13 protein-coding genes and 2 pseudogenes are annotated in these 20,034 nt (G+C 68.3%); 9 read left to right on the top strand and 6 right to left on the bottom strand.

The annotated features are described in order from the left end of the window. Nucleotides 1-884 precede the first annotated feature (884 nt). Nucleotides 885-1,814, top strand: coding sequence for a cation diffusion facilitator family transporter (locus GA0070607_RS00240; RefSeq protein ID WP_089016354.1), 930 nt, complete (start codon nt 885-887; stop codon nt 1,812-1,814). 264 nt (nt 1,815-2,078) lie between these two features. Here the strand turns inward: GA0070607_RS00240 and GA0070607_RS00245 are convergent, their stop codons facing one another. Further along, on the bottom strand, nt 2,079-2,591 hold the full coding sequence (locus GA0070607_RS00245; RefSeq protein WP_157743034.1) for a hypothetical protein: 513 nt from the start codon (nt 2,589-2,591) through the stop codon (nt 2,079-2,081). 493 nt (nt 2,592-3,084) lie between these two features. Between GA0070607_RS00245 and GA0070607_RS00250 the strand changes: the two genes are divergently transcribed. Beyond that, nucleotides 3,085-4,686: a hypothetical protein gene (locus tag GA0070607_RS00250; protein WP_157743035.1), complete on the top strand. Its 1,602-nt coding sequence runs from the start codon at nt 3,085-3,087 to the stop codon at nt 4,684-4,686. A 296-nt stretch (nt 4,687-4,982) separates the two neighbouring features. On the opposite strand, the gene GA0070607_RS00255 is transcribed toward GA0070607_RS00250, so the two are convergent. Continuing rightward, nucleotides 4,983-5,942, bottom strand: a complete 960-nt coding sequence (locus GA0070607_RS00255; protein ID WP_157743036.1) for an IniB N-terminal domain-containing protein — start codon at nt 5,940-5,942, stop codon at nt 4,983-4,985. 283 nt (nt 5,943-6,225) lie between these two features. Between GA0070607_RS00255 and GA0070607_RS34260 the strand changes: the two are divergent. Next, nucleotides 6,226-6,433 (top strand): annotated as a pseudogene (locus GA0070607_RS34260) (transposase); the annotation flags it as partial. A gap of 181 nt (nt 6,434-6,614) precedes the next feature. Here GA0070607_RS34260 and GA0070607_RS00265 read toward each other — a convergent pair. Further along, nucleotides 6,615-10,625: a carboxypeptidase regulatory-like domain-containing protein gene (locus tag GA0070607_RS00265; protein WP_197701211.1), complete on the bottom strand. Its 4,011-nt coding sequence runs from the start codon at nt 10,623-10,625 to the stop codon at nt 6,615-6,617. Nucleotides 10,626-10,925: 300 nt separating this feature from the next. Beyond that, nucleotides 10,926-11,573, bottom strand: coding sequence for a transposase (locus tag GA0070607_RS00270; RefSeq protein WP_197701212.1), 648 nt, complete (start codon nt 11,571-11,573; stop codon nt 10,926-10,928). Nucleotides 11,574-12,122: 549 nt separating this feature from the next. Between GA0070607_RS00270 and GA0070607_RS00275 the strand changes: the two genes are divergently transcribed. The 3 genes from GA0070607_RS00275 (at nt 12,123) to GA0070607_RS34035 (ending at nt 13,859) form a co-directional block, all read left to right on the top strand. Further along, nucleotides 12,123-12,686 carry a helix-turn-helix domain-containing protein gene (locus GA0070607_RS00275; RefSeq protein ID WP_089016359.1) on the top strand — a complete coding sequence of 188 codons (564 nt, stop codon included), beginning with the start codon at nt 12,123-12,125 and terminating at the stop codon, nt 12,684-12,686. Nucleotides 12,687-13,147: 461 nt separating this feature from the next. Next, the gene (locus GA0070607_RS00280) at nt 13,148-13,363 is read left to right on the top strand and encodes a winged helix-turn-helix domain-containing protein (RefSeq protein WP_408630861.1); all 216 of its coding nucleotides are present in this window, start codon (nt 13,148-13,150) and stop codon (nt 13,361-13,363) included. Nucleotides 13,364-13,586: 223 nt separating this feature from the next. Then, a complete protein-coding gene (locus tag GA0070607_RS34035; RefSeq protein WP_408630933.1) occupies nt 13,587-13,859 on the top strand; it encodes a hypothetical protein in 273 nt (90 codons plus the stop codon). Here GA0070607_RS34035 and GA0070607_RS00290 read toward each other — a convergent pair. Further along, nucleotides 13,795-14,028: a hypothetical protein gene (locus tag GA0070607_RS00290; protein ID WP_089016362.1), complete on the bottom strand. Its 234-nt coding sequence runs from the start codon at nt 14,026-14,028 to the stop codon at nt 13,795-13,797. The genes GA0070607_RS34035 and GA0070607_RS00290 overlap by 65 nt on opposite strands. 571 nt (nt 14,029-14,599) lie before the next feature. Between GA0070607_RS00290 and GA0070607_RS00300 the strand changes: the two genes are divergently transcribed. The 3 genes and pseudogenes from GA0070607_RS00300 to GA0070607_RS00315 form a co-directional block, all read left to right on the top strand. Continuing rightward, on the top strand, nt 14,600-15,133 hold the full coding sequence (locus tag GA0070607_RS00300) for a hypothetical protein (protein ID WP_157743037.1): 534 nt from the start codon (nt 14,600-14,602) through the stop codon (nt 15,131-15,133). 500 nt (nt 15,134-15,633) lie between these two features. Beyond that, complete coding sequence (locus tag GA0070607_RS00310; protein WP_172898954.1) at nt 15,634-17,076, top strand: PKD domain-containing protein; 1,443 nt, start codon at nt 15,634-15,636, stop codon at nt 17,074-17,076. 757 nt (nt 17,077-17,833) lie between these two features. Further along, nucleotides 17,834-18,436, top strand: a pseudogene (locus GA0070607_RS00315) (transposase); the annotation flags it as partial. Nucleotides 18,437-18,463: 27 nt separating this feature from the next. Here GA0070607_RS00315 and GA0070607_RS00320 read toward each other — a convergent pair. Further along, the gene (locus tag GA0070607_RS00320; RefSeq protein ID WP_231930679.1) at nt 18,464-20,026 is read right to left on the bottom strand and encodes an ISL3 family transposase; all 1,563 of its coding nucleotides are present in this window, start codon (nt 20,024-20,026) and stop codon (nt 18,464-18,466) included. Nucleotides 20,027-20,034 lie beyond the last annotated feature (8 nt).

The raw sequence follows: 20,034 nt of genomic DNA on the forward strand, positions 1-20,034 counted from the left end.
ATTAGCAGGGGTCGGCCCCGTATGTCACATGTACGACCTCGCCCATGCTGGTCAAAGGCGGAGGGCCCGGAAGTAAACAAGTTGTCCGCCATAGGTTGAACATGTCACTGCCGGTATCGACGAACCATCCGCTCATCGGCATGTCCGCGCACGTCGCGCGCACCGCACGGCCATCGCGCAACGTGACGCTCGCTTCGGGGCAGATGTGCACGTTGACAACCACGAACTCTGTCAAGTTCCGGAGAAGCTCGGGACCCTCGGGCGCAAGCCACAGAATCGCACGTCCGCTACGGGCGGCGCTGCACCTCCCGGGCGGCGTCCGTGGCACGTCGAGCCGCCTTTGCGCGCAGCTGCTCCTCTTCGGACCGATCGAGGACGTCCTCAGTACAGCGATGGCGGTCTAGCGGATCTCCTCGTCGGGCAGTCGTAGACCGTCCCGCCTCCCCGGACGGGGCCAAGGTGGAGCGTCCTACCGGACGAGTTTCAATGGCGGCTGTCAAGCGGGCTGTGCGGTGGCGGGTCTCCTCGGCGGACAGGCTTGTTCCTGCCCGATGGTTCTCGGTCGGGTCAAGGCTCGCCGGAGGCGACCGCGTAGCGGCTTGGCCTTGACCTGGCCGGGGTTCTCGGGCAGCCCTTGAGGTGCCCGGCCGAGGAGACCTGTTGCGGTCTCTGAGGGAGGGTTGGGGTGCGGGGCAGCGCCCCGCCGAGGGTGGGGAGCGGGAATGATCCCTCTGTGAAGAGCCTTACCGAACTTGCTCTCGATCTCTGCTCTGACCTTGAAGATCCGGAGCGACCGGGTAGTCGCATCAACGACGCGACGCGGGACCCCGCGTGTGCCTGTCGGTTTGTCCGCCCGGCCGACACCCGGCCCATAGCCTGGCTGCATGACCGAATCGGACGGGCGGTCGCAGAGCGTCCGCACGGTGATCGTGGCCGGTTGCGTCAACGTCGCTGTCGCCGCGGCCAAGGTGGTTGCGGGTCTGCTCTCGGGGTCGGCGGCCATGCTGTCGGAAGCCGCGCATTCGTTTGCCGACACCACGACCGAGGTGCTGCTGTTCGTGGCGCTGCGTCGTGGCGGACGCCGGGCCGATCCCGGGCGCCCTTTCGGCTACGGTCGGGAGAGCTACATCTGGGCCCTGCTCGCCGCGGTCTTCACCTTCGTCAGCGGTGCCGGCTTCTCCATCACCCACGGCGTGCACGTCATCGCAGCGGCCAAGGAGACCGGAGATTACTTCGTCTCGTACGCGGTGCTGGTCGTCTCCTTCGTCCTGGAGTCGGTGTCCCTGATGCGGACGGTGCGCCAGGCACGGCGCCGGGCCAAGCGCTGGGGCATCAGCCCGGCTAGGGTCCTGCGGCGCACGCCCAACACCGCCATCAAGGCGGTGTTCCTGGAGGACAGCGCCGCCCTGATCGGCCTGGGGATAGCTGGTGCAGGCCTGGGGCTTGCCGAGTGGACTGGTGATGCGGTGTGGGATGGCATCGCATCGGTCGCCATCGGTGTACTGCTCCTCGTGGTGGCCACCATTCTGGCCCGCAACAATCTCGCCCTGCTCGTCGGCCGGTCAGCAAGGGAGCCAGTTCAGGACGAGATTCGCCGGGAATTGGCCGCCCTGCCAAACGTGCAAGCCATTGTGGAGCTGCTGACCCTGCAGCTCGGCCCCGATGACATCCTCGTTGTCGCGAAGATCGACTTTGCCGACCAGGTCAGGGCCGCTGACATCGAGGACGTGGCTGACGAGGCCAGACGACGGCTCACCGCGCGTAACCCGGCGATCCGGTTCGTCTTCCTCGTCCCGACGGGCGCCGGCTCCTGACCCGCGGGCAGTTGATGACGGCTCGGCAGACGGCGTCCTGCGCGCTGCGCCGGCGTCGTAGAGCAGCCGCCGCGCCGCGAGGTCGATGTTGTACCGCCACGGGCGCGGCGGCCTGGTCTCGGCAGTCTCTCGTGGCCCCGACTGGCCCCTTGTTGCCCTCGCCCCACGGCACGCTGGATGACTCGCCGCGGCTGCCGGCCGCAAAGCGGTCGCTGACCTTCGCCTGTCAGCCATGCCTGGGCGAGTGTCGGGAGAGCGGGCCAGTCAGCTTTCGAAGATCCGGCGACGTCCTTCTCGGCTAATCGCCTTGAGCGTGGCAGGCGGCGCGGCGGGCGACGGCCAGATCTGCAGCAGGTACTCGTCAACAACCTCGCAGTAATCCCTGCTGCTATTTCCAGCTTCGTCCATCCCCCGGCAGTGGTAGCGCATCCGGTACGAGCCGGGCCCGGCCGACAGCCGCGGCAGCGTGTGTGACTTTTCTCCGGCCCATTGAAAGAGCCTCAACTCCGACCGGAGCGCCTCGAACGGCACCTCCACCACGTCTTCAAACCCCTCCAGGTCAGGCCCTGGGTCGCCATCGTTGACCCTCACCGTGAACCCGACGGTGCCGGTATGGCGACCCGTGACGAGGAAAACTTCGCCCGGAGAGGTGGCGATGAGGCCGGTCGGGCGCCTGCCGAAGAACACGTTAGCCCAATCGGTCCGACCCCAAGATTGATCATCGGCGATCTCGAGGAAGCCGTAGTGCACTCCGATATGCGCTCGAAACTCCGCCACGCCGCGACAGTAATGCACCCCACCCAAGGCGCTAGCTGCACACTCTGCCACGACCAGCGGACCCCCTCAGGCACTGGATCTACCTGCGCAAGAACGGCCGGTGGACGGCGGCGTACTTCGTGTCCAAGCCCGGCGGCGGGGGTCGCACCGCTACGTTTACGGTCGCTCGCCGCAGGAAGTCGAGACGAAGCTGCTCACCGTAGGTGTGGCGCGGGAGGGGCGACCCGACGCACTCGGCGTGGCACCTGAGAAGCCCAATTCAGCCCGCAACCTTGTAGCATGCGGCGGACGACGGCCGGCAGCCGGAGCGCGGCTCTGGTACGACTCGGCGTGCGGCACCGCCGGGTCGGCGGCCGCGGCGCCGGACAGGTCGGGCCGGGGTGAGAGAGGAACCTGCTCGGCGTGTTCCACGGACCAGACCAGATTCGGATGACCGGCGGAAACCCAATTCGCGGGGCCTCAGGCGCCAAGGGCGGGGCGTCAGGCGCCGGAGATGTGGGACGCGGAGCTAGCTAAGGCGGTGCGGCAGGTTGCCGTGCTGCGCACCGGGTTCTACGTTGTCGTGCTGCTGATCGCGCTCGGTGGCCAGGTGTCCGGGGCGATGGAAGGGCTCGGCATGCCGTGGTACGTCGCCCTTCCCGCGGTTGGGGCGTTGGAGCTGGGCGGCGTCGTGGTGCTGGCGAACGCTGACGTACGCCGTCGGCTTGGCGAAGGGGCGATGCTGTCCCGGGTGTTGTCAGCCGGCATCGCCACCGCCGCGGTCGTCTTCAACTGGCTGGCTCACAGCAACCACCTCGAAGGCGGTTTCTACGCCGGCATGTCGCTGCTCGGTTATCTGGTGTGGCTGATGAGCAGCGAGAATCAGCGCCGGGACCGACTGCGCGCCAGGCAGCAGCTGCCACCCACGACGCCGGGGTACGAACCGGTCGGGCACTGGTTGCGACACCCGTGGCTGACCCGCCGCGCCCGCTCGTTGGCCAAGGCCGATCCCGGCCTTGGGCTGTACGCCTCGCTCGACGCGGCCCGTGCGCAGATTCGCGCCGAGCGGCGGCAGGCGGCGCTCAGAAAGGTGTTGCGCCGCAAAATCAGCCGAGCACTGGACGCCACGACCGCGGACATCGCCTTGGCGGTGTACGACCTCGACGAGATCGCCCTGCGGCTGGCCGAGCAGGCGGACTACGACGGGCTCACCGCGCTGATCGCCGCCGATCTGGCACCAGCGCGTGTGCTGGCCGGGAACCTGCCGGCTGGCGGCCGCCGCCGGCGGTGGCGTCGGGCCGGGCACCCCGACCCCGTCGCGCTAGCCTCGGCCGCGCGGCTGCTCGCCGACGCCCCGGAGCGGCTGATCACCCACGCCCCCGAGCCCCTCATGGACGCGGCCCCGGTAGCCCCTGCCGCGGACGAGGCCTCCGGCGGCTCAACGCGGCCAGAGTCAGCCGGGGACGCCGTTCAGCAGCCGGGCGACGGTGACGAGCGACCGGGATCGGAGCGGTCCCGGGCGGCGACGCCGGACCGTACCGACCGGCAGCTGGAGCGGCCCGAAGGCAAGAGTCAGCCCACCTCGACCACGGATCAGCCCGACGCGCCCCGCGCCTCCGACTGGGTGGCGCTGCACGCGGAACTCGCCCCGCTCCTGCCGGCAGCCCCACCGAAACGAACGCCGCGCAACACACCAGGCCGGTCGGCCGCCAGCCGGGCAGAACCGCCGTCGACCACGGACGCGCCAGGCTCCGTCGCGGAGCCGGCCGACACCGCGCCGGCGGCGACGACCCGCCGCGCGGCACCGACGCCGCGAACCGCGACGGGACGGGCAGGTGTCGCCCGAGTCGCCGACCTGGCAGGCGAGGTGCCGATCGCGGAAGTCACGCGAGAGTTGCCCCTGGTGGACGGGCGGGACCTGCCGGATCTGGTAACCACCGCGGCGAGCCGCACCACACCACCCGTCGCGGCCGCCGAGGCGGTGGAGAAGGCCACCGAGCAACGACCAACGTCGCGACCACGGCAGCGCCGGCGCGACGACGGGGACCCGCGGCCGAGTTCGGAGACCGTCCGGCGCCGGTCGAACACACAGTCGGCCGAGGCCGGTCGGCCCTGACGGAAAGATCCCCAATGGCCTGATCAACAAATACTCCCCGGCGGCGTAGCTGAAACCGAGGAGGCGTGTCCGGGTTCCCCGCGGCGCTTGATCATGAAGTTCGCGCTCCTGCGGTCCAGCCCCCTGCCGAAGAGCCGGCCCGGCGCAGCGACGGCCCCGCCGGGGTCGCGCCCGCCCAACCACACAGCGTGTCAACGAGGGCCCCGGCAAAGTCCCTGCGGAGGCCGGGAACCGCGCGATGGAACGCGACCCAGCCCCCGCATTACTCAAGGGCCCAGCTCAAGGCAGGCCGCCGGTCAGGCTCCCAGGAGCCCGCCATCCACGCTGGCCTGCGCGTCGCCGTTGACACCGAGGTCCCCCGCGATGCTGCCGATGCCGTGCACCGTGCCGCCCAGGTTGCCGGTCACGCCACCGACACCGAGCCCACCGACCGTGCCGTCGAGAGTCCCGCCGAGGTCACCGGTGACGCCGCCAGCCAGGCCGGTCACGCCATGCACCGTGCCATCCAGATCGCCGGTCACGCCACCGACACCGAGCCCACCGACCGTGCCGTCGAGAGTCCCGCCGAGGTCACCGGTGACGCCGCCGGCCAGGCCGGTCACGCCATGCACCGTGCCGCCCAGATCGCCCGCCACGCCACCGACACCGAGCCCACCGACCGCGCCGTCGAGAGTCCCGCCGAGGTCACCGGTCACGCCGCTGACACCGAGTCCACCGACGGTGTTGTCCAGGGTGCCGGTCACGCTGCTGAGGCTCACGCTGTCGAGGGTGGCGCCCACGTCGCCGGTCACACCGGTGAGGCCGAGGCCGCCCAAGGTGCCCTCGATGGTGCCGGCCACGCCGCCGAGCGCCAGTGCGTCGACGGTGGCACCCGCGCTAGCTCCGAGGCTGTCTCCGGCCAGAAGGGACGTGACGCCCTGGACAGGAACATAGTCGGCGACCAGCGGAACAATGTCCTGCACATCGGCCGGGGTCACGTCGTTGATGCCCGCGCCGTCCAGCGCACCTTGCGGGTCCGCCTCGTACGCCGCCCGGGCGTCGACGTTGGTGAGCAGGCTGAATACGAAGTCCTGCAGGGTCTGCGGCGCCACCGTCTCAGCGGTTACGCCCATCTCGCCGGTCGACCCCGCGTTGGCGGTGGACTCCAGACTGGTCGTCGAGTTCGCGTCGGCAGTTACCCCCGTGTTGCCGGTCCAATCGGCGGCAGAGGTGGAGTTCACGTCGGCGGTTGAGTTTGTGCGGGCGCTTTCGCTCATGTTGCCGGTCCCCTCGATGACTGTTCTAGGACGTGGGTCCGGGCAAGATCGTCCGACCCACGATCGACCGTAGGTTGAACAGCGGTATCGGGCATCGGGGGTGAACCCCAGCCCTGCCTCGCCGGGTTAGGGCATGGGTGGCGCTCGGCGTTAGGGGATTACCGGGTTCTTGCGCGAAAGCCCCCGTCGATAGCCCCAGTGTGGTGATGCGCAGCAGCCGGTCGGCGAGTCGGCCTCGCCTCGCCCGGTTCCCCGCCTCAGCGTCCGGCGCCTACCCGGCACGGCGCAGTTTGTGGAAGGGCTGCTGTCGAACACAGAACGCGAGACCTGCTGGTCGTTGGCTGAACGGGCTGGTCACGCCGATCCGCAGGCGATGCAGCGGTTGCTGCGTACGGCCGTGCGGGACCCGGACACCGTCCGCGATGACGTGCGTGACTGGCTGGTCGAGCAGCTCGGCCACCCCTGACGCGGTGCTAGTCACCGACGAGACGGTCGTCGTCACGTCGACCGGGGGTCACCGAGTCGGGGGGCTCCCTGATCCTGATGCCCGCGGAGCAGGCCGCTCAGGTCCGTTCGATGACCGACGGCGACCCGGCCACCTGGATGGTGACCGGGCCGCCGTCGTACAGGACGCACGCTACGGGACGCGTGCTACGGCGCCCCGTGTACGCGCTACCGGAGCGGGTCGAGCGAGAAGTCCTGCGTGACCGTCTTGCCAGCCTTGAGCGTGACCTTCGCCGTTTCAGGCGCGTAGCCCTGGACCGCGACGACCAGCGTGAGCGGGCTCACCGTCGAGTTGATCCAGTAGGCGTACGTACCGTCGTCCTCGGTGACCAGCGTCTGGCGGTATCCCTTGCCGCCGGTCACCTGGACGATGGCGCCACCCAACGGCTCGCCGGTGGCCGCCGAGGTGACGGTGCCGGTGACCTTGCCCCACGTCTTCGGGGCGGTGACGTTCATCGACACCGGCACCTCACCCACGCTGTACGGCGTGTTGGTGCTGGCACTGATCGCGGCGGAGTACGCGCCCGGCTGGTCGACGTCGGCCGACATGGTCGCCTCCACCGTGACCGACTCGCCCGGCGCGAGCGTGACGGACGGCCTGTCGAAGGACACCCAGTCCGCGGGAGCGCCGCCCGTGCTACCCGTCACGTTCATCACGATGTGCATGTCCGGGAAGCCGATCGAGGACGTGTCGGCCGGTTCGGAGATGCCGCAGTCCACCGAGGCGATGTACGACGGAGCCGTCTGGCCGGCGTTGTTCGAGCCGATGAAGAAGTAGCCATCGGCAGGGACGCTCACCTCGACCACCAGGGTGGCACCGGACGGGACCGCGCCCTCGACCGGGACCGTCACCAGAGTGCCGTTACCGGCTGGGACCGTGGCGTCGGCCGAGCCGATGAGCGTCATGTTGGCGTACCGCAGCTCGCCCTCGAGCGTGTAGAGGTTGACCGTGAGCGGCTGGCTCCCCTGGTTCGTCTCCACCCCGAACGACACGCTCGACACGTCCAGGCCGTTGAGCCCGAAGTCGGCGAGCGTGAACGTCCGCAGGTACGAGTTGTTCCGGGTGGTGAGGCCGTTGTTGCACGACGCCGAGTTGCCGGTCATGATCGCCTGCGACGCGGAGTGCGTGATGGTCATCTCGTCGGCCGGGACCGGCGCCGCCTGAGGCGTCATCGTCTGGCCCTTGACGTTCGAACGCGACATCGACGAGCCGGCCGCCGACAGCTTCCCCTTCGGGGCCGCCGACGCCGGGACGGTCGCCTTACCCTTCACCGCCGTGAGAGCACCCGTGGCGAGCGGCGCGAACTCGCCGCTGCGGGCTTCCAGTTCGACCGACGCCGGGGCGGTGCCCTTGTTGGTGATCGTGAGATCCTCGGTGTGCGAACCGCCCATTGGCAGTTCGGCGTGCGTGTCGCCGTCCGAAGCGATGGTCACCATGCCCGCGGCCAGCGCGGCGTCGAACCTCACGGTGCTGTCCTCGGTAACCATGACCGAGCCGGTGGCAGCCTCGTACTTCGGCGCCGTGATCTTGACCGAGTAGCCTCCGGTGAGGACCGACGTCGAGTACGCGCCGTCCGCTCCGGTGGTCACGGTCTTGCTCTGGGCCTCGGAGGAGACCGCCACGGTCGCGCCGGAGATCGGCGCACCCGTGTTCCGGTCGGTCACCGTGCCGGCCACCGTGCCTCGTGGCGCGGAGTCGTAGTGGATCGACATTCCGGCGTTGATCGCCGGGGTGTTGTAGGAGAACTGATGGGCGATGGTGCCGTTCTCGTTCTCGATACCCACCGTGGCCGAGCTGCCGGCCGCCGCTCCGCCCGAGTTCGCCCCGTAGCCGAGCTCGATCTCACCGTTCTCCAGCAGGGTCGCGGAGAAGTTCGTCCGCTCGGCGCGGTTGGCGTAGAACGTGACGTTCCGGAACTCGAGGACGAACGCGTCCACGCCGTCGACCTGGGTGGTCGCGGTGTAGAGGCCCGACGAGGCGTCGAAGTACAGGTCGTCCCACAGCGGGTAGATCGCGGCGTTAGGTGCGGCACTGTTCGGGATCGCGGTGTTGCTGTATGCGCTCGAGAGCCCGGCGAAGTTCACGTGGCCGTTGGTGGTCACGTACGCCGTCGTGTAGTCGCCCTCGTAGTACGGGAACGAGAACGGCAGCGGGACCGTGGCCGCCGCGTCGTCACCGCTCAGGTTCACCTGGGTGTCACCCGTGGCGGCCCCGTCGCTGCCGACAGTGCAGAAGTACCCGAAGTCGTCGTACCGACGGGCGATCTCGGCGGTGACCGTCTCGTCACCGTCGACGACGACCTCCTGCGAGAACGTGCTCGTGCAGGTGCCGCCCTCGATCGAGATCGTGTAGGTGCCCTCGGGCACGTCGGCGAACGCGAACGCGCCGTTGGCGTCGGTGGTGACCGGGCCGATCGGTGCGGAGATGCTCACCGTGGTGCCGACGAACGGGTTGCCCGTGGCGACGTCCGTGACGGTGCCGGACACGGTGTGGCGTGGCGCGGCCTCGAGGTCGATGTCCACAGTGGTGGTCGCATCGACGGTGACCGTGGCGCCGGTCGGGGCAGACGGCAGGTAGCCGAACGCCGAGGCCGAGACCTGGTAGTCGCCCACGGCAACGCGGGCGGAGTACGTGCCGTCCGTGCCGGTGGTGACGGTACGGTCGTGCTCGCCGTCGACCGTCACGCGCGCCCCGCTGATCGGGTCGCCGTCGGTCTCGGTGACGGTGCCGGCAACGGTGCCCATGTCACCGATCGGCGCAGCGTCGATCAGCGCGGCCAGGTCGAGCGTGCCCTCGCCGTAGACGTTGTTGTTCTCGGCGGTGCCGCCGCACGAGGTGTCGTCGACGTTGTGGGCGGTCTGGTTCAGCAGTTCCCAGGTGCCCGGAATGTCGCCGATCAGTGCCGGTGCGGCGCTCCACAGTACGGCGACGGCGCCGGCGAGGTGCGGGGCGGCCATCGAGGTGCCGTTGTAGACGGCGTACCCATCACCAGGGACCGAGGAGCGAACGGCCACGCCCGGGGCCGAGATGTTCGGCTTGATTCCGCCGCCCTCACCCGGACCGCGCGAGGAGAAGGACGCGATGCGGCCCGAGGAATCGATCGCGCCCGTCGAGTAGTTCGTAGTATTCGCGCCCGGCGAGGAGGTCGTCTGGCAACCGGGACCGCTGTTGCCCGCCGACCAGGCGCTGAAGATGCCGGCGGCAGCCCACGCGTCGGTGATGTCCTGGTACCAGTCGTCGATGGCCCCGGCGGCGACCGCGCCCCAGGAGTTGTTGACGACCTGCGGCCGCATCGCCGGGTCGGCGTCGGTGCCGTCCGTGCGGGTCGGCGCGGTGATCCACTGACCGGACTCGAGCAGGTCGGCGTCCGAGCAGGTGTCGCAGCCGTTGGCCTCGATCCACTGCGCGTCGGGCGCGACACCGATCTGGTTACCCTGGCCGTCGTCGCCCATCATGGTGCCCATGGTGTGGGTGCCGTGCCCGTTCACGTCGCACGGGTTGCCGGCGCCGCACCGCCCGGAGGAGTCGAACGAGTTGTAGTCGTTGACGATCGTCCCGTCGGGCTGCCGACCGCGGTAACCGTCGGCGAGCGCCGGGTGGTCGAACTGGACGCCGGTGTCGACGCTCGACACGACGATGCCCTCGCCGGTGAAGCCCTGGGCCCAGACCTCAGGGGCGTTGATGAAGTCGAGGCCCCACTCGGCCGTGGCCGGGGCGTTCGCCGGCGCCTTCTCGCGCTTGACCGGTTCGACGAGGTCGAACTTCGTGGTCTCGGTGATCTGGCTGACCTCGGACTGCGCGGCGAGCTCCTTGGCGAGCTCCATCGTGCCGTCCTCGACGAGGATGCGGTTGCTGATCCAGAAGCTCTCGTAGTCGGCGCCGTTCGCCTCGAGCTGCTGGATCACGTCGGCCTGGGACGTCTTGGCCGTGCTGGTGAGCGCGTCGTAGACGTACTGGCCGCGCTTACCCCAGTCTGCGATGTTCGGTGCCGCGTCCAGGTTGGCCTTGGCCGACAGCTTCACCCAGAAGTCCGCCGAGTCGTGCGTGCTGAGCGTCTTCTCGACGGCCGAGGTGAGCTTGTCGGCCGGTTTGGCCGACGGTGCTGTGGTCGACGGGGCGGCGGACGCGGGTAATGCGCTCGCCATCGCTGTCGCGAGAACCGCGAAAGCCGCTGTCACGACTGACGCGCGTCTCACATGCCTGGTTCGTGTGTGCACGGAACCTCCATGTACTAGCGCGCCGCAGAGACAGGACGCGCACGACACCCCACGGTCGTGGGTTATTGACCAACCTGGATGATGCGGCACAGGTGGGTCTACCCGGCGGCGTGGGCAACTCGGGAGCACTCCGGTCAACTCGCGGCTAACTGATGGTCGGCGCCTCATAACCGTGCGGCGTTTCCGGGTCCTCGTCCCAAACCCAGGAGATGGCGGGTTCTGCGACACGGCATGACTCCGACAGGGGCGAGCGATGAGTAATTAAGGGTCGCGGTCGCCGGGCAGGCGCGCGACCTGTAGCCGGATCAGGGTGCCGGCGATGACGGGCAGGTCGCCGTGGTGGTCGATCCGGCAGGTGCGGCGGGTCAACCGCGGGTGCAGCCGGTCCCAGCTGCAGGCGTTGACTGTGCCGTAGCGGCTGGTCTCGGCGGTGGTGTGGTGCTGCGGCGCCGGCCAGGTGGACGGGTTGTCCAGGCGGAACTCGGGCCCGTGTTTGGGCGGACGGCCGGTGCCGGCGGGCAGTCGGGGTGGCTTTGGTAGTCGTCGTCCCCGGTCGGCGCGGATGCGGCCCAGCAGTTGCACCGGCAGATCGGCCGGGACGAACGCCAGTCGGGTGATGTCGTAGCCGGCGTCGGCGACGATCAGAATCTCAGGATCGCCGTCGCGCCAGTGCCCTGCGGCGATGAGGCGGTTGACGACGTCGCGGAGCTGGTCGGCGGTCACGGCGGTGGCGTCATCGGCGGGTCCGAGCCGGACCGCGTCCAGCACCGCCGTCCAGCTGGTGGGACCCGAATCCAGCGCGGCGACAAACGAGTACGGCCAGCCGGGAATCAGCTGGGCCTGACCCTTCGACTGGCCGTAGACGTGGCAGAACAGCCGGTCGGGCGAGGTTGATGCGTCCGGGCGCATCGAGTTACCCGAAGATCATCAAATGATGGTCGTATTCCGCCTGCACGGCACGGCGCGTCCACACAGGATCGTCGAACCCGCCGGACACCGGAGGTTTAAAGGAAAAGCCAAGTCTCGACGGTGTAGCGCCAGGAGGGGTTCCTCGTCGGCGAGTCGCCTGATCAGATCGGCGAGGTCACTGTTCCGACGGCCTGCCGTATCGCTGCTGGTCGACGCACACAGCGTATGAGCCCGACACTCCACGTGGAACCGATAGGCAATTTCTGCCCAACTTCGTCATGGCCCCGGCGATAACTGTCAATCTTGGCAGCTGCTAGTGGCAAGTTGCTCACGTTCCGTGCTTGATGGTTCATTCACATAGTTCATATGATCCTTTCGGGTAGCCGACGTGATCCACGCGGCACCCACGGGGCTTGGGGGTGGTTCCGGGTCCTACCAGCGCCTGCTCCTGTTCCAATCGGGCCCGCGACGCAGGCGGAACGCAGTAGGCCACAGGTAAGGAGAAAGATGACTCTCGCTCGGGGGGAAAAGTCCATTGAGGACGTCCGGATGGAGCGTCTACTGGGAGCCGACGACGCGGCCGTGGTCATCGCGATCGCCTCCTCAACGGAGGAGAGAGTGCGCCTGGCGTCGCTGGTGACCGGCCATGCCGCGGTACTGCTGGTCTCGTCGCCGGAGGAGCTCCTGTCGCTACTTGTCGGCAGCGCACCGCCCGCCGAAGCCCCGTCAGTCCATCCACGCGTCGTCGAGCCGCTCTCGCGCGCCCTGATAGGAACGGCTGATGTCGTTCCGGAGGTCGATTCGGACAGGCGGGTGGCCACCTGGTCCGGGCGCACCGTGCCCCTGTCACCCCTTGAGCACGACCTGCTTCGGTACCTTCTGCTGGCACGACTCGGCCGCACCCGCACCTTCGAGTCACTGCACCGCGCGGTCTGGGGCAACGACCACCTCGGCGGCCGGGGCGACGTGCGGTCGGTGGTGAAGCGACTCCGCCGCAAGCTCGACGAATTGGACTGCCCGCTGCGGATCCAGGCGGTGCGCGGCGTCGGCCTGCGTCTTGTCGACCCCGGCGCGGTGCTGTCAACGAACGCCGAAGAAGCACGAGAGAGCTGAAACCAGATCTGAAAGTGATGCGCCTTCCCGGTCCTCCAGAACGATATGTCCGGGTCCGACCCGGGCGCCGATGTGGGGCCCCCTGCCACCGCAGACGGCGCTGGCCGTCAGGCCGTAGAACCGGTGCAAGCAATCCGGGCCGAGGTTCACGGCTGCTCGCCTGCTCCTTCCCATAGCAGTGCGGATCCGGGCGCCGTCATTGGCAACTGGTGTGGGCGTAGGCGGGGACCGTGTCGCATCGCGGCGAGCGGGCTCTTCGGCTGCCGAACCGGGGCCGAGAGCCGAACCTGGCCCGAGCCCGACCGAGCCGGTCCGTGCCCCTTGGCGCCAACCCAGGATCACAAGACACCACTCGCGCCTACAGCAGGTGCACCTAGTTCACTAAGTCGGTCGGAGGTTGAGTGGAGCTAGGGCCCGTGATCTCATCGGGGCGCCGACCCAGGAGTGATATGCCCCGACGAATGAGCTACCGCCAAATCGCGGACGACATCGCCGCCCGCATCGCGACCGGCGAGTACCCACCCGAGTCCAAGATTCCTTCCTACAGTCAGCTCTCGGAGCTCTACAGCGTTTCCGTTGCAACCGTGCAGCGTGCACTTCTGGTCCTGCACTCCAGAAGCGTCGTGTATGGAGAGCCTGGGCGGGGCGTCTACGTCAAGGGGCATGACGACTCATGAAGTACGGCGAACCAGGAGGCGTGGACGTTACGCCGACAGCGTGGAGCTGACCCCGATGGACGCCCGTGGGAGCGTGCCGAATCCGCTGCTATCAGTGTTCGTCCACCGAGTCGTGCAGGTGGGGGCAGTTATGAGAATGGTCTTCGTGTTGTGTTATTTGCACAAACCGGCACCCGCCGTGTCCGGGCACTTAAGACGCCGCTAAGCCGACTCGACCCGAGCCCTGTTCCCCTCGCACCGCTCGCCCCGGCTGCGGCTGCGGCTGCGGCTGCGGCTGGCCACCCTGCACGCCATCGACGCCGTGCACCGCTTCGTCGACGTCACCACCGGCGACAACCAGCACCTTGACACCCTCGGCCCGCTCGGCATGCTCCTGCATCCCACCACCCATACCGATCCGCAGCGGGCCGTGCCCGTCCACCGCGGCGTGGTCAATCGTCCGCTACCTCGATTCGGGGCATCGGGGCCGGCGGCAGGTACGCCCAGTCGGAGATGATGACCACGGCCACCTCACGATTTGTCACCATCCAACTCACCGACTTCCACGATCCGCGCACGATGCCTTCTAACCGGTAGCCTCGCCGGCGGCTGTAGTCCAGGCACTTCACCACAGCCGGCTCGATGGGATCGATGTCGGCAGATATCCAGATGACGGCCGTGTCCATGCAGCCCCCCAATCAACTTCTAGGTTTGGCGTCAACCGGACGGCGGGAGCTGATCGAGGCTGCCCCCAGCCGCCGCGCCGGCATCGTTCACCTGCAGCTCGGCGGGCGCGCTGGCGGGGTCCAAGGCCGACAAGACGCCGCAGTCCCCGCGGCCGGGATGAAAGCCACATCCCAGCCCTTCGCCGACGTTCAGCCCGACGTCCAACCCCACTGCCAGCCCGATAACGACTCCGAGCACCACCACCTCTCCTCCGAGCACCGACGTGAACGCCCAGATCCCGATCCCGGGCTACGTCACCGACTCCCGGTTCGGCGACATCCTGGTGGACGAGGCGCGCAGCCGGGTCTGCATCACGGGGGGCAAGGGCACCGACGCTCTGATCGTGACCGACCTAAACGGCAGCGTCCTTCGCACCCTTGCAGGCATCGCACCGGGGGGCTGCCGGGATGACGCTGAGCCCAGATGGCAGCAAGCTCTACATCGCCGCCGGCGACCAGGACTGGCTCAGGATTGTGGACCTGGACACGTGGGGAACTGGACGGGCAGTTCGCCGGGAAGACCGATGGAACCATGACGTGCCCGAAGGACATGGCCTTCGCGGCCGGCCAGCTCTGGGTCTCGTCGGGGTGCGAGAACGAGGCCACGGCGGGCATTGGCCGCGTCGACCTCGCGACCGGCAGGTTCAACGTGAACGCAGTCGACGCCATCGACGAGCGGATCAGCTCGGCGATGCTGCTGGCCACCTCACCCGCTCAGCCCGACGTGCTGATCGCCGGCGCGACGGGCACCAGCCCCGCCCTGCTGGTCCGCTTCGAGGCCACCGCGACAGGGCTAGTCCAGCGGGCGATCAGCCGGACCGACGGTGGCTCGGTCGCGCAGTTGGCGGTCACCCCGGACGGCACCGAAGTTCTCGTTCCCTCGGGTGCGCCGTACTACCACCCGGCCCTGCGCACGTCCGACCTCGTCGAGGTGCACCAGTACCCGACCGTGACGTATCCGAACGCCGTGGCGATCCGGCCCGACGGCCTCGTCGTCGCCGGCACCAACTCGTCGTACGACAAGGACGTCTGGATGGTGACCTTGCGGATCCGTACGCTGCCGTGACACCCCACGCCTGGCCCGTCACCGACGGGCCGGGCGATCGGCGATCGGTCACCGCTGGGGCTCGCGGTGAGGGGCCCGAGGTCGCTCTCGGCGAAGGTCGCCACCCTCGCCTGATCGACGCCCTCGCCGGCGTCCCAACCGTCATGCCCTTCGCCACCGGCCTGCACGGCGAGCACCCCGCCGGACCCGTCTGGACCCTCACCGCCAACCCCGCCAGTCGCCGATGGCTGCACGAGCCGCCCAACGACCACGGGCCCACAACACCGCCACCAACCCCCATCGCTACATCGGCGACACGGACGAGGTCTAACGGTCAGCCACGCTTTAGCACACCCTTAGCGACCCCTTAACCCTCTCACGCAGAGACTTCGGATTCCATCGGTGCGTTCGCGCGCCGCCGACGTGAAAAGAGAGGCCCTTCTTCGTATCCGTACCACCGGTATCCCTCCGCTGGCGACAGCGCCAGACGTGGCGGGATACGGGAATTAGGAGGATTTGCAGTGGTCAGACGGAATGTGGCACGGCTCGTCGTCGCGTTCACGGGGGTGATCGCTCTGCTGCTCGGGGGGCAGACCGCCGCCTTCGCCGCGCCGACCAACGACGACTATCTCGCCGCCATCGCGGTGGAGTCCATTCCCTTCACCACCACCATCGACACCAGCGACGCCACGTCCGACCCGACCGATCCGACCGGGTGCTACAACAACGGATCGGTGTGGTTCAGCTTCACCCCGACGCGGGACATGTGGATCCAGGCCGACACCATCGGCAGCAACTACAACACAGTGCTCTCCGCCTGGACCGGCGACCAGGGGGCACTGACCCTGGTCGGCTGCAACGACAATTACTACAGCCAGGACGCGCGGCTCGCCTTCACCGCCAACGCTGGCACCACCTACCGCTTCATGGCCGGTTACTGCTGCGGCAACGGCCGCGACGGGGGCGGTTCGCTTCGGTTCTCGGTCAAGGAGGTCCTGCCGCCGACCAACGACGACTTCGCCGACGCGATCCCGGTCGGCGCGCTGCCCTACACCGAGGCGCAGGACTACCAGGGTGCCACCCGGGAGACGGGCGAGCCCTCGTCCTGTTTCACCCCGACCCGTACGGCCTGGTACTCGTACACACCGACGACCACCGAGTCGATCACGGCCCGAACGAGCCCCGGCTATGCAGGCATGGCCGTGTACACGGGCTCCTCGCTCACCGACCTGGCCATGTCGGAATGCACCACCCTCTACAGCTATCGGCCGCTGACCTTCCGCGCGCAGGCGGGTACGACGTACCTCTTCCAGGTGGCGGCGGACGGAATCAACGTGCACACATTCCAACTGGAGGCCGCGAAGCAACCCATAGCCGATTTCTCCTACTGGCCGAGCGAACCCAACTCGTACGACCGGATCAGTTTCAGCAGCTCCGTCAATGACCCGGCGGGTGCGGGCATCTCCTCCTACGCCTGGGACTTCGGTGATGGGACGACGTCGGCCGACCCGAATCCGGTCCACCAGATAACAGCTGATGGCGATCACACGGTCAGATTGACGGTACGAACGCCTGACGGGCGGACCGCGTCCGCCACCCACGTGATCCGGGTGCGCACCCACGACGTCGCAATCGTGCGGATGACGGTGCCCACGACGGCGCGGGTGGGGCAGACCATCGGAGTCGACGTCCACGTGCGGAACACCCGGTACGACGAGAGCGTACGGGTCGAACTCGAACGCAGCACTCCCACATCGGGCTACCAGCCGGTCGGGGCGTTGACCCAGCCAGTCCCGGCCGCGAGCAGCAACAAGACCACCCGATTCTCGTTCACCTACACCGTCACCAGCGACGACCTGGCCTACGGGAAGCTCACCTTCCGGGCCTCGGCCGACCCGAGCCCGAGCCGCGACGCGCTCCCAGCGGACAACGAACTGCTCTCGACCCCGGTCATCATCAAATAAGTCGGCGGCGCCCCGGATCGTCAAGACCCGGGGCGCCGCTCAACGCCGGGTCCAACTTTGATGCCTGGTGGGATCCGGGACACCGACGCGTCGGTGCGAAGGGACATCAGGTATCCGCTCAGCTCATCAACAGGCTCTGCCGATACGCGGCGCGATCTCATGGTTCTGACGGGCTTAGCCGGCCCCACCCGGACGGCTTGGAGTGGCCCCACCCCGAAGGCGACCCGATGCCGATCTCGGTAACGCTGAGGGGCAGGCGAGACGAAGGTCGCGGGACGAGCATTGATCGTCGCTCTCGATAACCGGCACGTCTGGCGCGTATTTCCGGGCGGTGCCGCACGATGGTTGGGTCAAGGTGCGGTTGGTTCCACCAGTGGCGGCCGCTCGCTAGACCGGACCAACAACAGCCCAGCGCCGAGGACGAGCACCCCGAACTGCTCGCGGAGCAGGTCGATGAACGCGCGCTACTCGACCATCGGCACTCGGTGGGTGCGTCGGTACTCCCGCAACAGCCCGGCCCCGACGAACTCGGCCCACGTCACCGAACGGGCGCCGCACGGCTCCGTGCGCAGCACAGGTTTGTCTCTCGCCCCTTACGCTCGTCCCCTTCCAGCCAGCAGTGCAGCGTCGACTGCACCACCCGCAGCAGCCGGGCAGCGTCCGTCTCCGAGAAGGCCTCACGCTCCGGGACACTCAATCCAGCGCCAGTGGGTCTGTAAGAAGAACGGTGTAACTCCTGATCAAGGAGCGGCACCTGATGACGGAAACGACGATGGCCGTGGATACTTCCGCGGTGGCGAAGAAGAAGAACCCGGTGGGTAAGCCGGCGGACGGTGTGGACGCGGAGTTGGTCGGCCGCCTGGTCGAGCAGGCCCGCGCAGCGGGCCTGCAGCTGACCGGCGACGGCGGTCTCCTGCAGCAGCTCACGAAGCGGGTGATCGAGGCCGCCCTGGACGGTGAGATCACCGACCACCTCGGCTATGACAAGGGCGATCCAGCGGGCAACAACGGCGGCAACTCGCGCAACGGTGCCCGCGGCAAGACGGTTCTGACCGAGGTCGGCCCGGTCGAGATCACCGTGCCGCGTGACCGTGACGGCAGCTTCGAGCCGCAGATCGTCAAGAAGCGGCAGCGCCGGTTGACCGGGGTCGAGGACATGGTGATCTCGTTGTCCGCTAAGGGATTGACGACCGGTGAGATCGCCGCGCACCTGGCCGAGGTGTATGGCGCTGACGTGTCACGCCAGACCATCTCCACGATCACCGACAAGGTCATCGACGGCATGACCGAGTGGCAGAACAGGCCCCTCGACCCGGTCTACCCGGTGATCTTCCTCGACGCCGTGCACGTGAAGATCAGGGCTCTGTCGCCGGTTGTGTGAAGGGGATCAGTGCGCGAGGAGGACGCGTTTGCGGAGCAGGTCGAGGCCGGCGCGGCCGAACATCTGCCGTTTGATCATCTTGAGGCGGTTGATGTTGCCTTCGACCGCGCCGGAGCTGTGCGGCAGGGTCAGGCCGTTGCGGACGGCGTCGAAGTCGCGGCGCAGGTTGCGGGCGAACCCGGCCAGCGGCGTGAGGGTGTCGACTTCGACCGTGGTGATCCACATCTCGAGGCGGTCGCCGTGGCGGCCGGTCATCATGACCGCGAAGTCTCGCACGTGTTTGACCAGCCGGTTGATGTCCCGATCACGGCCGCGCAGCTCGTGAAGTTTGGTCGCGTCGCGGGCGTCGAGATGGTCAGGATGAGTCATGATCCACGAGGTGACTTGACGCACCGATGGCGGTTTCGGGCCGGGGTGTGGGGCGTGGCCGAGGCCTTTGCGGAAGCGGCGTAGGTAACGCTGGACGGCCAGTTCTCCGCCGGGATAACCCTGCTGTTTGATCTCTCGGAACAGCTGCGTGGCGTTGCGCTGTCCTTCGTTCCAGCGGTGGTGCAGGTAGGCGACGTAGTCGTCAACCAGGTGCGCGCGTTGCTCGGTGACGGCGGTCAACTCGGTGAAGCTGGCCGCGTTCAGGTATTTGCGGACCGTGGCCTGGTGCAGGCCGAGCTTGCGGCCGATTGCGGACTTGTTCAGTCCCTGTGCGGCGAGCTCGTGAACAGCGCCGTGATGTTCACGCAGGCGGGTCACGATCTTCTTCTCGGGTAGCGGCTGCACCTCGGCGGGCATGGAGTCGTCCGCCGCCGAGGGTGCCGGGGCGACGAGCCGGGACCGATAGGCGTTGACGGTCTTCTCGACCGCCTGGCCCAGGTTCTGCCAGAGATGGAACCGGTCCGCGACCTGAACCGCCTGCGGGGCTCCAGAGCGGGCGCCTTCGCCATAGCCGCCGGCCCGGTCCCGGCAGATCACCTCGATCTCGGGGTGCTGCCGCAGCCACTCTGCGAGGCTGTCACCGTCGCGGCCGACGAACATGTCGACCGGGCGGTGGCTGTCCATGTCGATCAGCACAGTGCCGTAATGACGGCCTCGGCGGAACGCGAAGTCGTCGACGCCGAGGACGGTGATCGGCGTCTTCGGCGGGTCAGGCAACGCCTTGACCAACCGCAACAACGTGTCGCGACCGGCAGCGACCCCGATCACCAACGCCAACCGGGAACCGGCCCGGCCAGCCAACGCCAAACCAATCTGCGTCAGTACGCCCCGCAGCCCCGGCGTCAATCGCGCATGCGGACTGGTCAGCCCCTCGATCTGCTCGGCGAACGTCCGCGCCGGGCAGGTGTTGTTGTCGCAGCGGAACCGCCGGATCCGCACCTCAAGCAGCAACGCCGTCCCGGCGATCGCGACATCACGCAACCGGCGCTGATACCGGCCATGAACCCTGGCTGACCGCTGCTGGCACCGACCACACCGCGCGGTCTCCGCCCGGACCCGCGCGGACAGCACCACGACGCCGTCACGCTGCTCAACCGTCTCGATGGACAGAAGCGAGAGATGCGGCAGTAACTGCTCCACAAGTGAAC

The sequence above is a fragment of the Micromonospora coriariae genome, from assembly GCF_900091455.1.
Taxonomy (GTDB): Bacteria; Actinomycetota; Actinomycetes; order Mycobacteriales; family Micromonosporaceae; genus Micromonospora; species Micromonospora coriariae.

What these genes read in the sequence shown, in the direction of transcription:
- GA0070607_RS00240 (WP_089016354.1), top strand. Translation starts at nt 885, where the DNA reads ATGACCGAATCGGACGGGCGGTCGCAGAGCGTCCGCACGGTGATCGTG.
- GA0070607_RS00250 (WP_157743035.1), top strand. Translation starts at nt 3,085, where the DNA reads ATGTGGGACGCGGAGCTAGCTAAGGCGGTGCGGCAGGTTGCCGTGCTG.
- GA0070607_RS00255 (WP_157743036.1), bottom strand. Translation starts at nt 5,942, where the DNA reads ATGAGCGAAAGCGCCCGCACAAACTCAACCGCCGACGTGAACTCCACC.
- GA0070607_RS00270 (WP_197701212.1), bottom strand. Translation starts at nt 11,573, where the DNA reads ATGCGCCCGGACGCATCAACCTCGCCCGACCGGCTGTTCTGCCACGTC.
- GA0070607_RS00275 (WP_089016359.1), top strand. Translation starts at nt 12,123, where the DNA reads ATGGAGCGTCTACTGGGAGCCGACGACGCGGCCGTGGTCATCGCGATC.
- GA0070607_RS00280 (WP_408630861.1), top strand. Translation starts at nt 13,148, where the DNA reads ATGAGCTACCGCCAAATCGCGGACGACATCGCCGCCCGCATCGCGACC.
- GA0070607_RS00290 (WP_089016362.1), bottom strand. Translation starts at nt 14,028, where the DNA reads ATGGACACGGCCGTCATCTGGATATCTGCCGACATCGATCCCATCGAG.
- GA0070607_RS00300 (WP_157743037.1), top strand. Translation starts at nt 14,600, where the DNA reads ATGACGTGCCCGAAGGACATGGCCTTCGCGGCCGGCCAGCTCTGGGTC.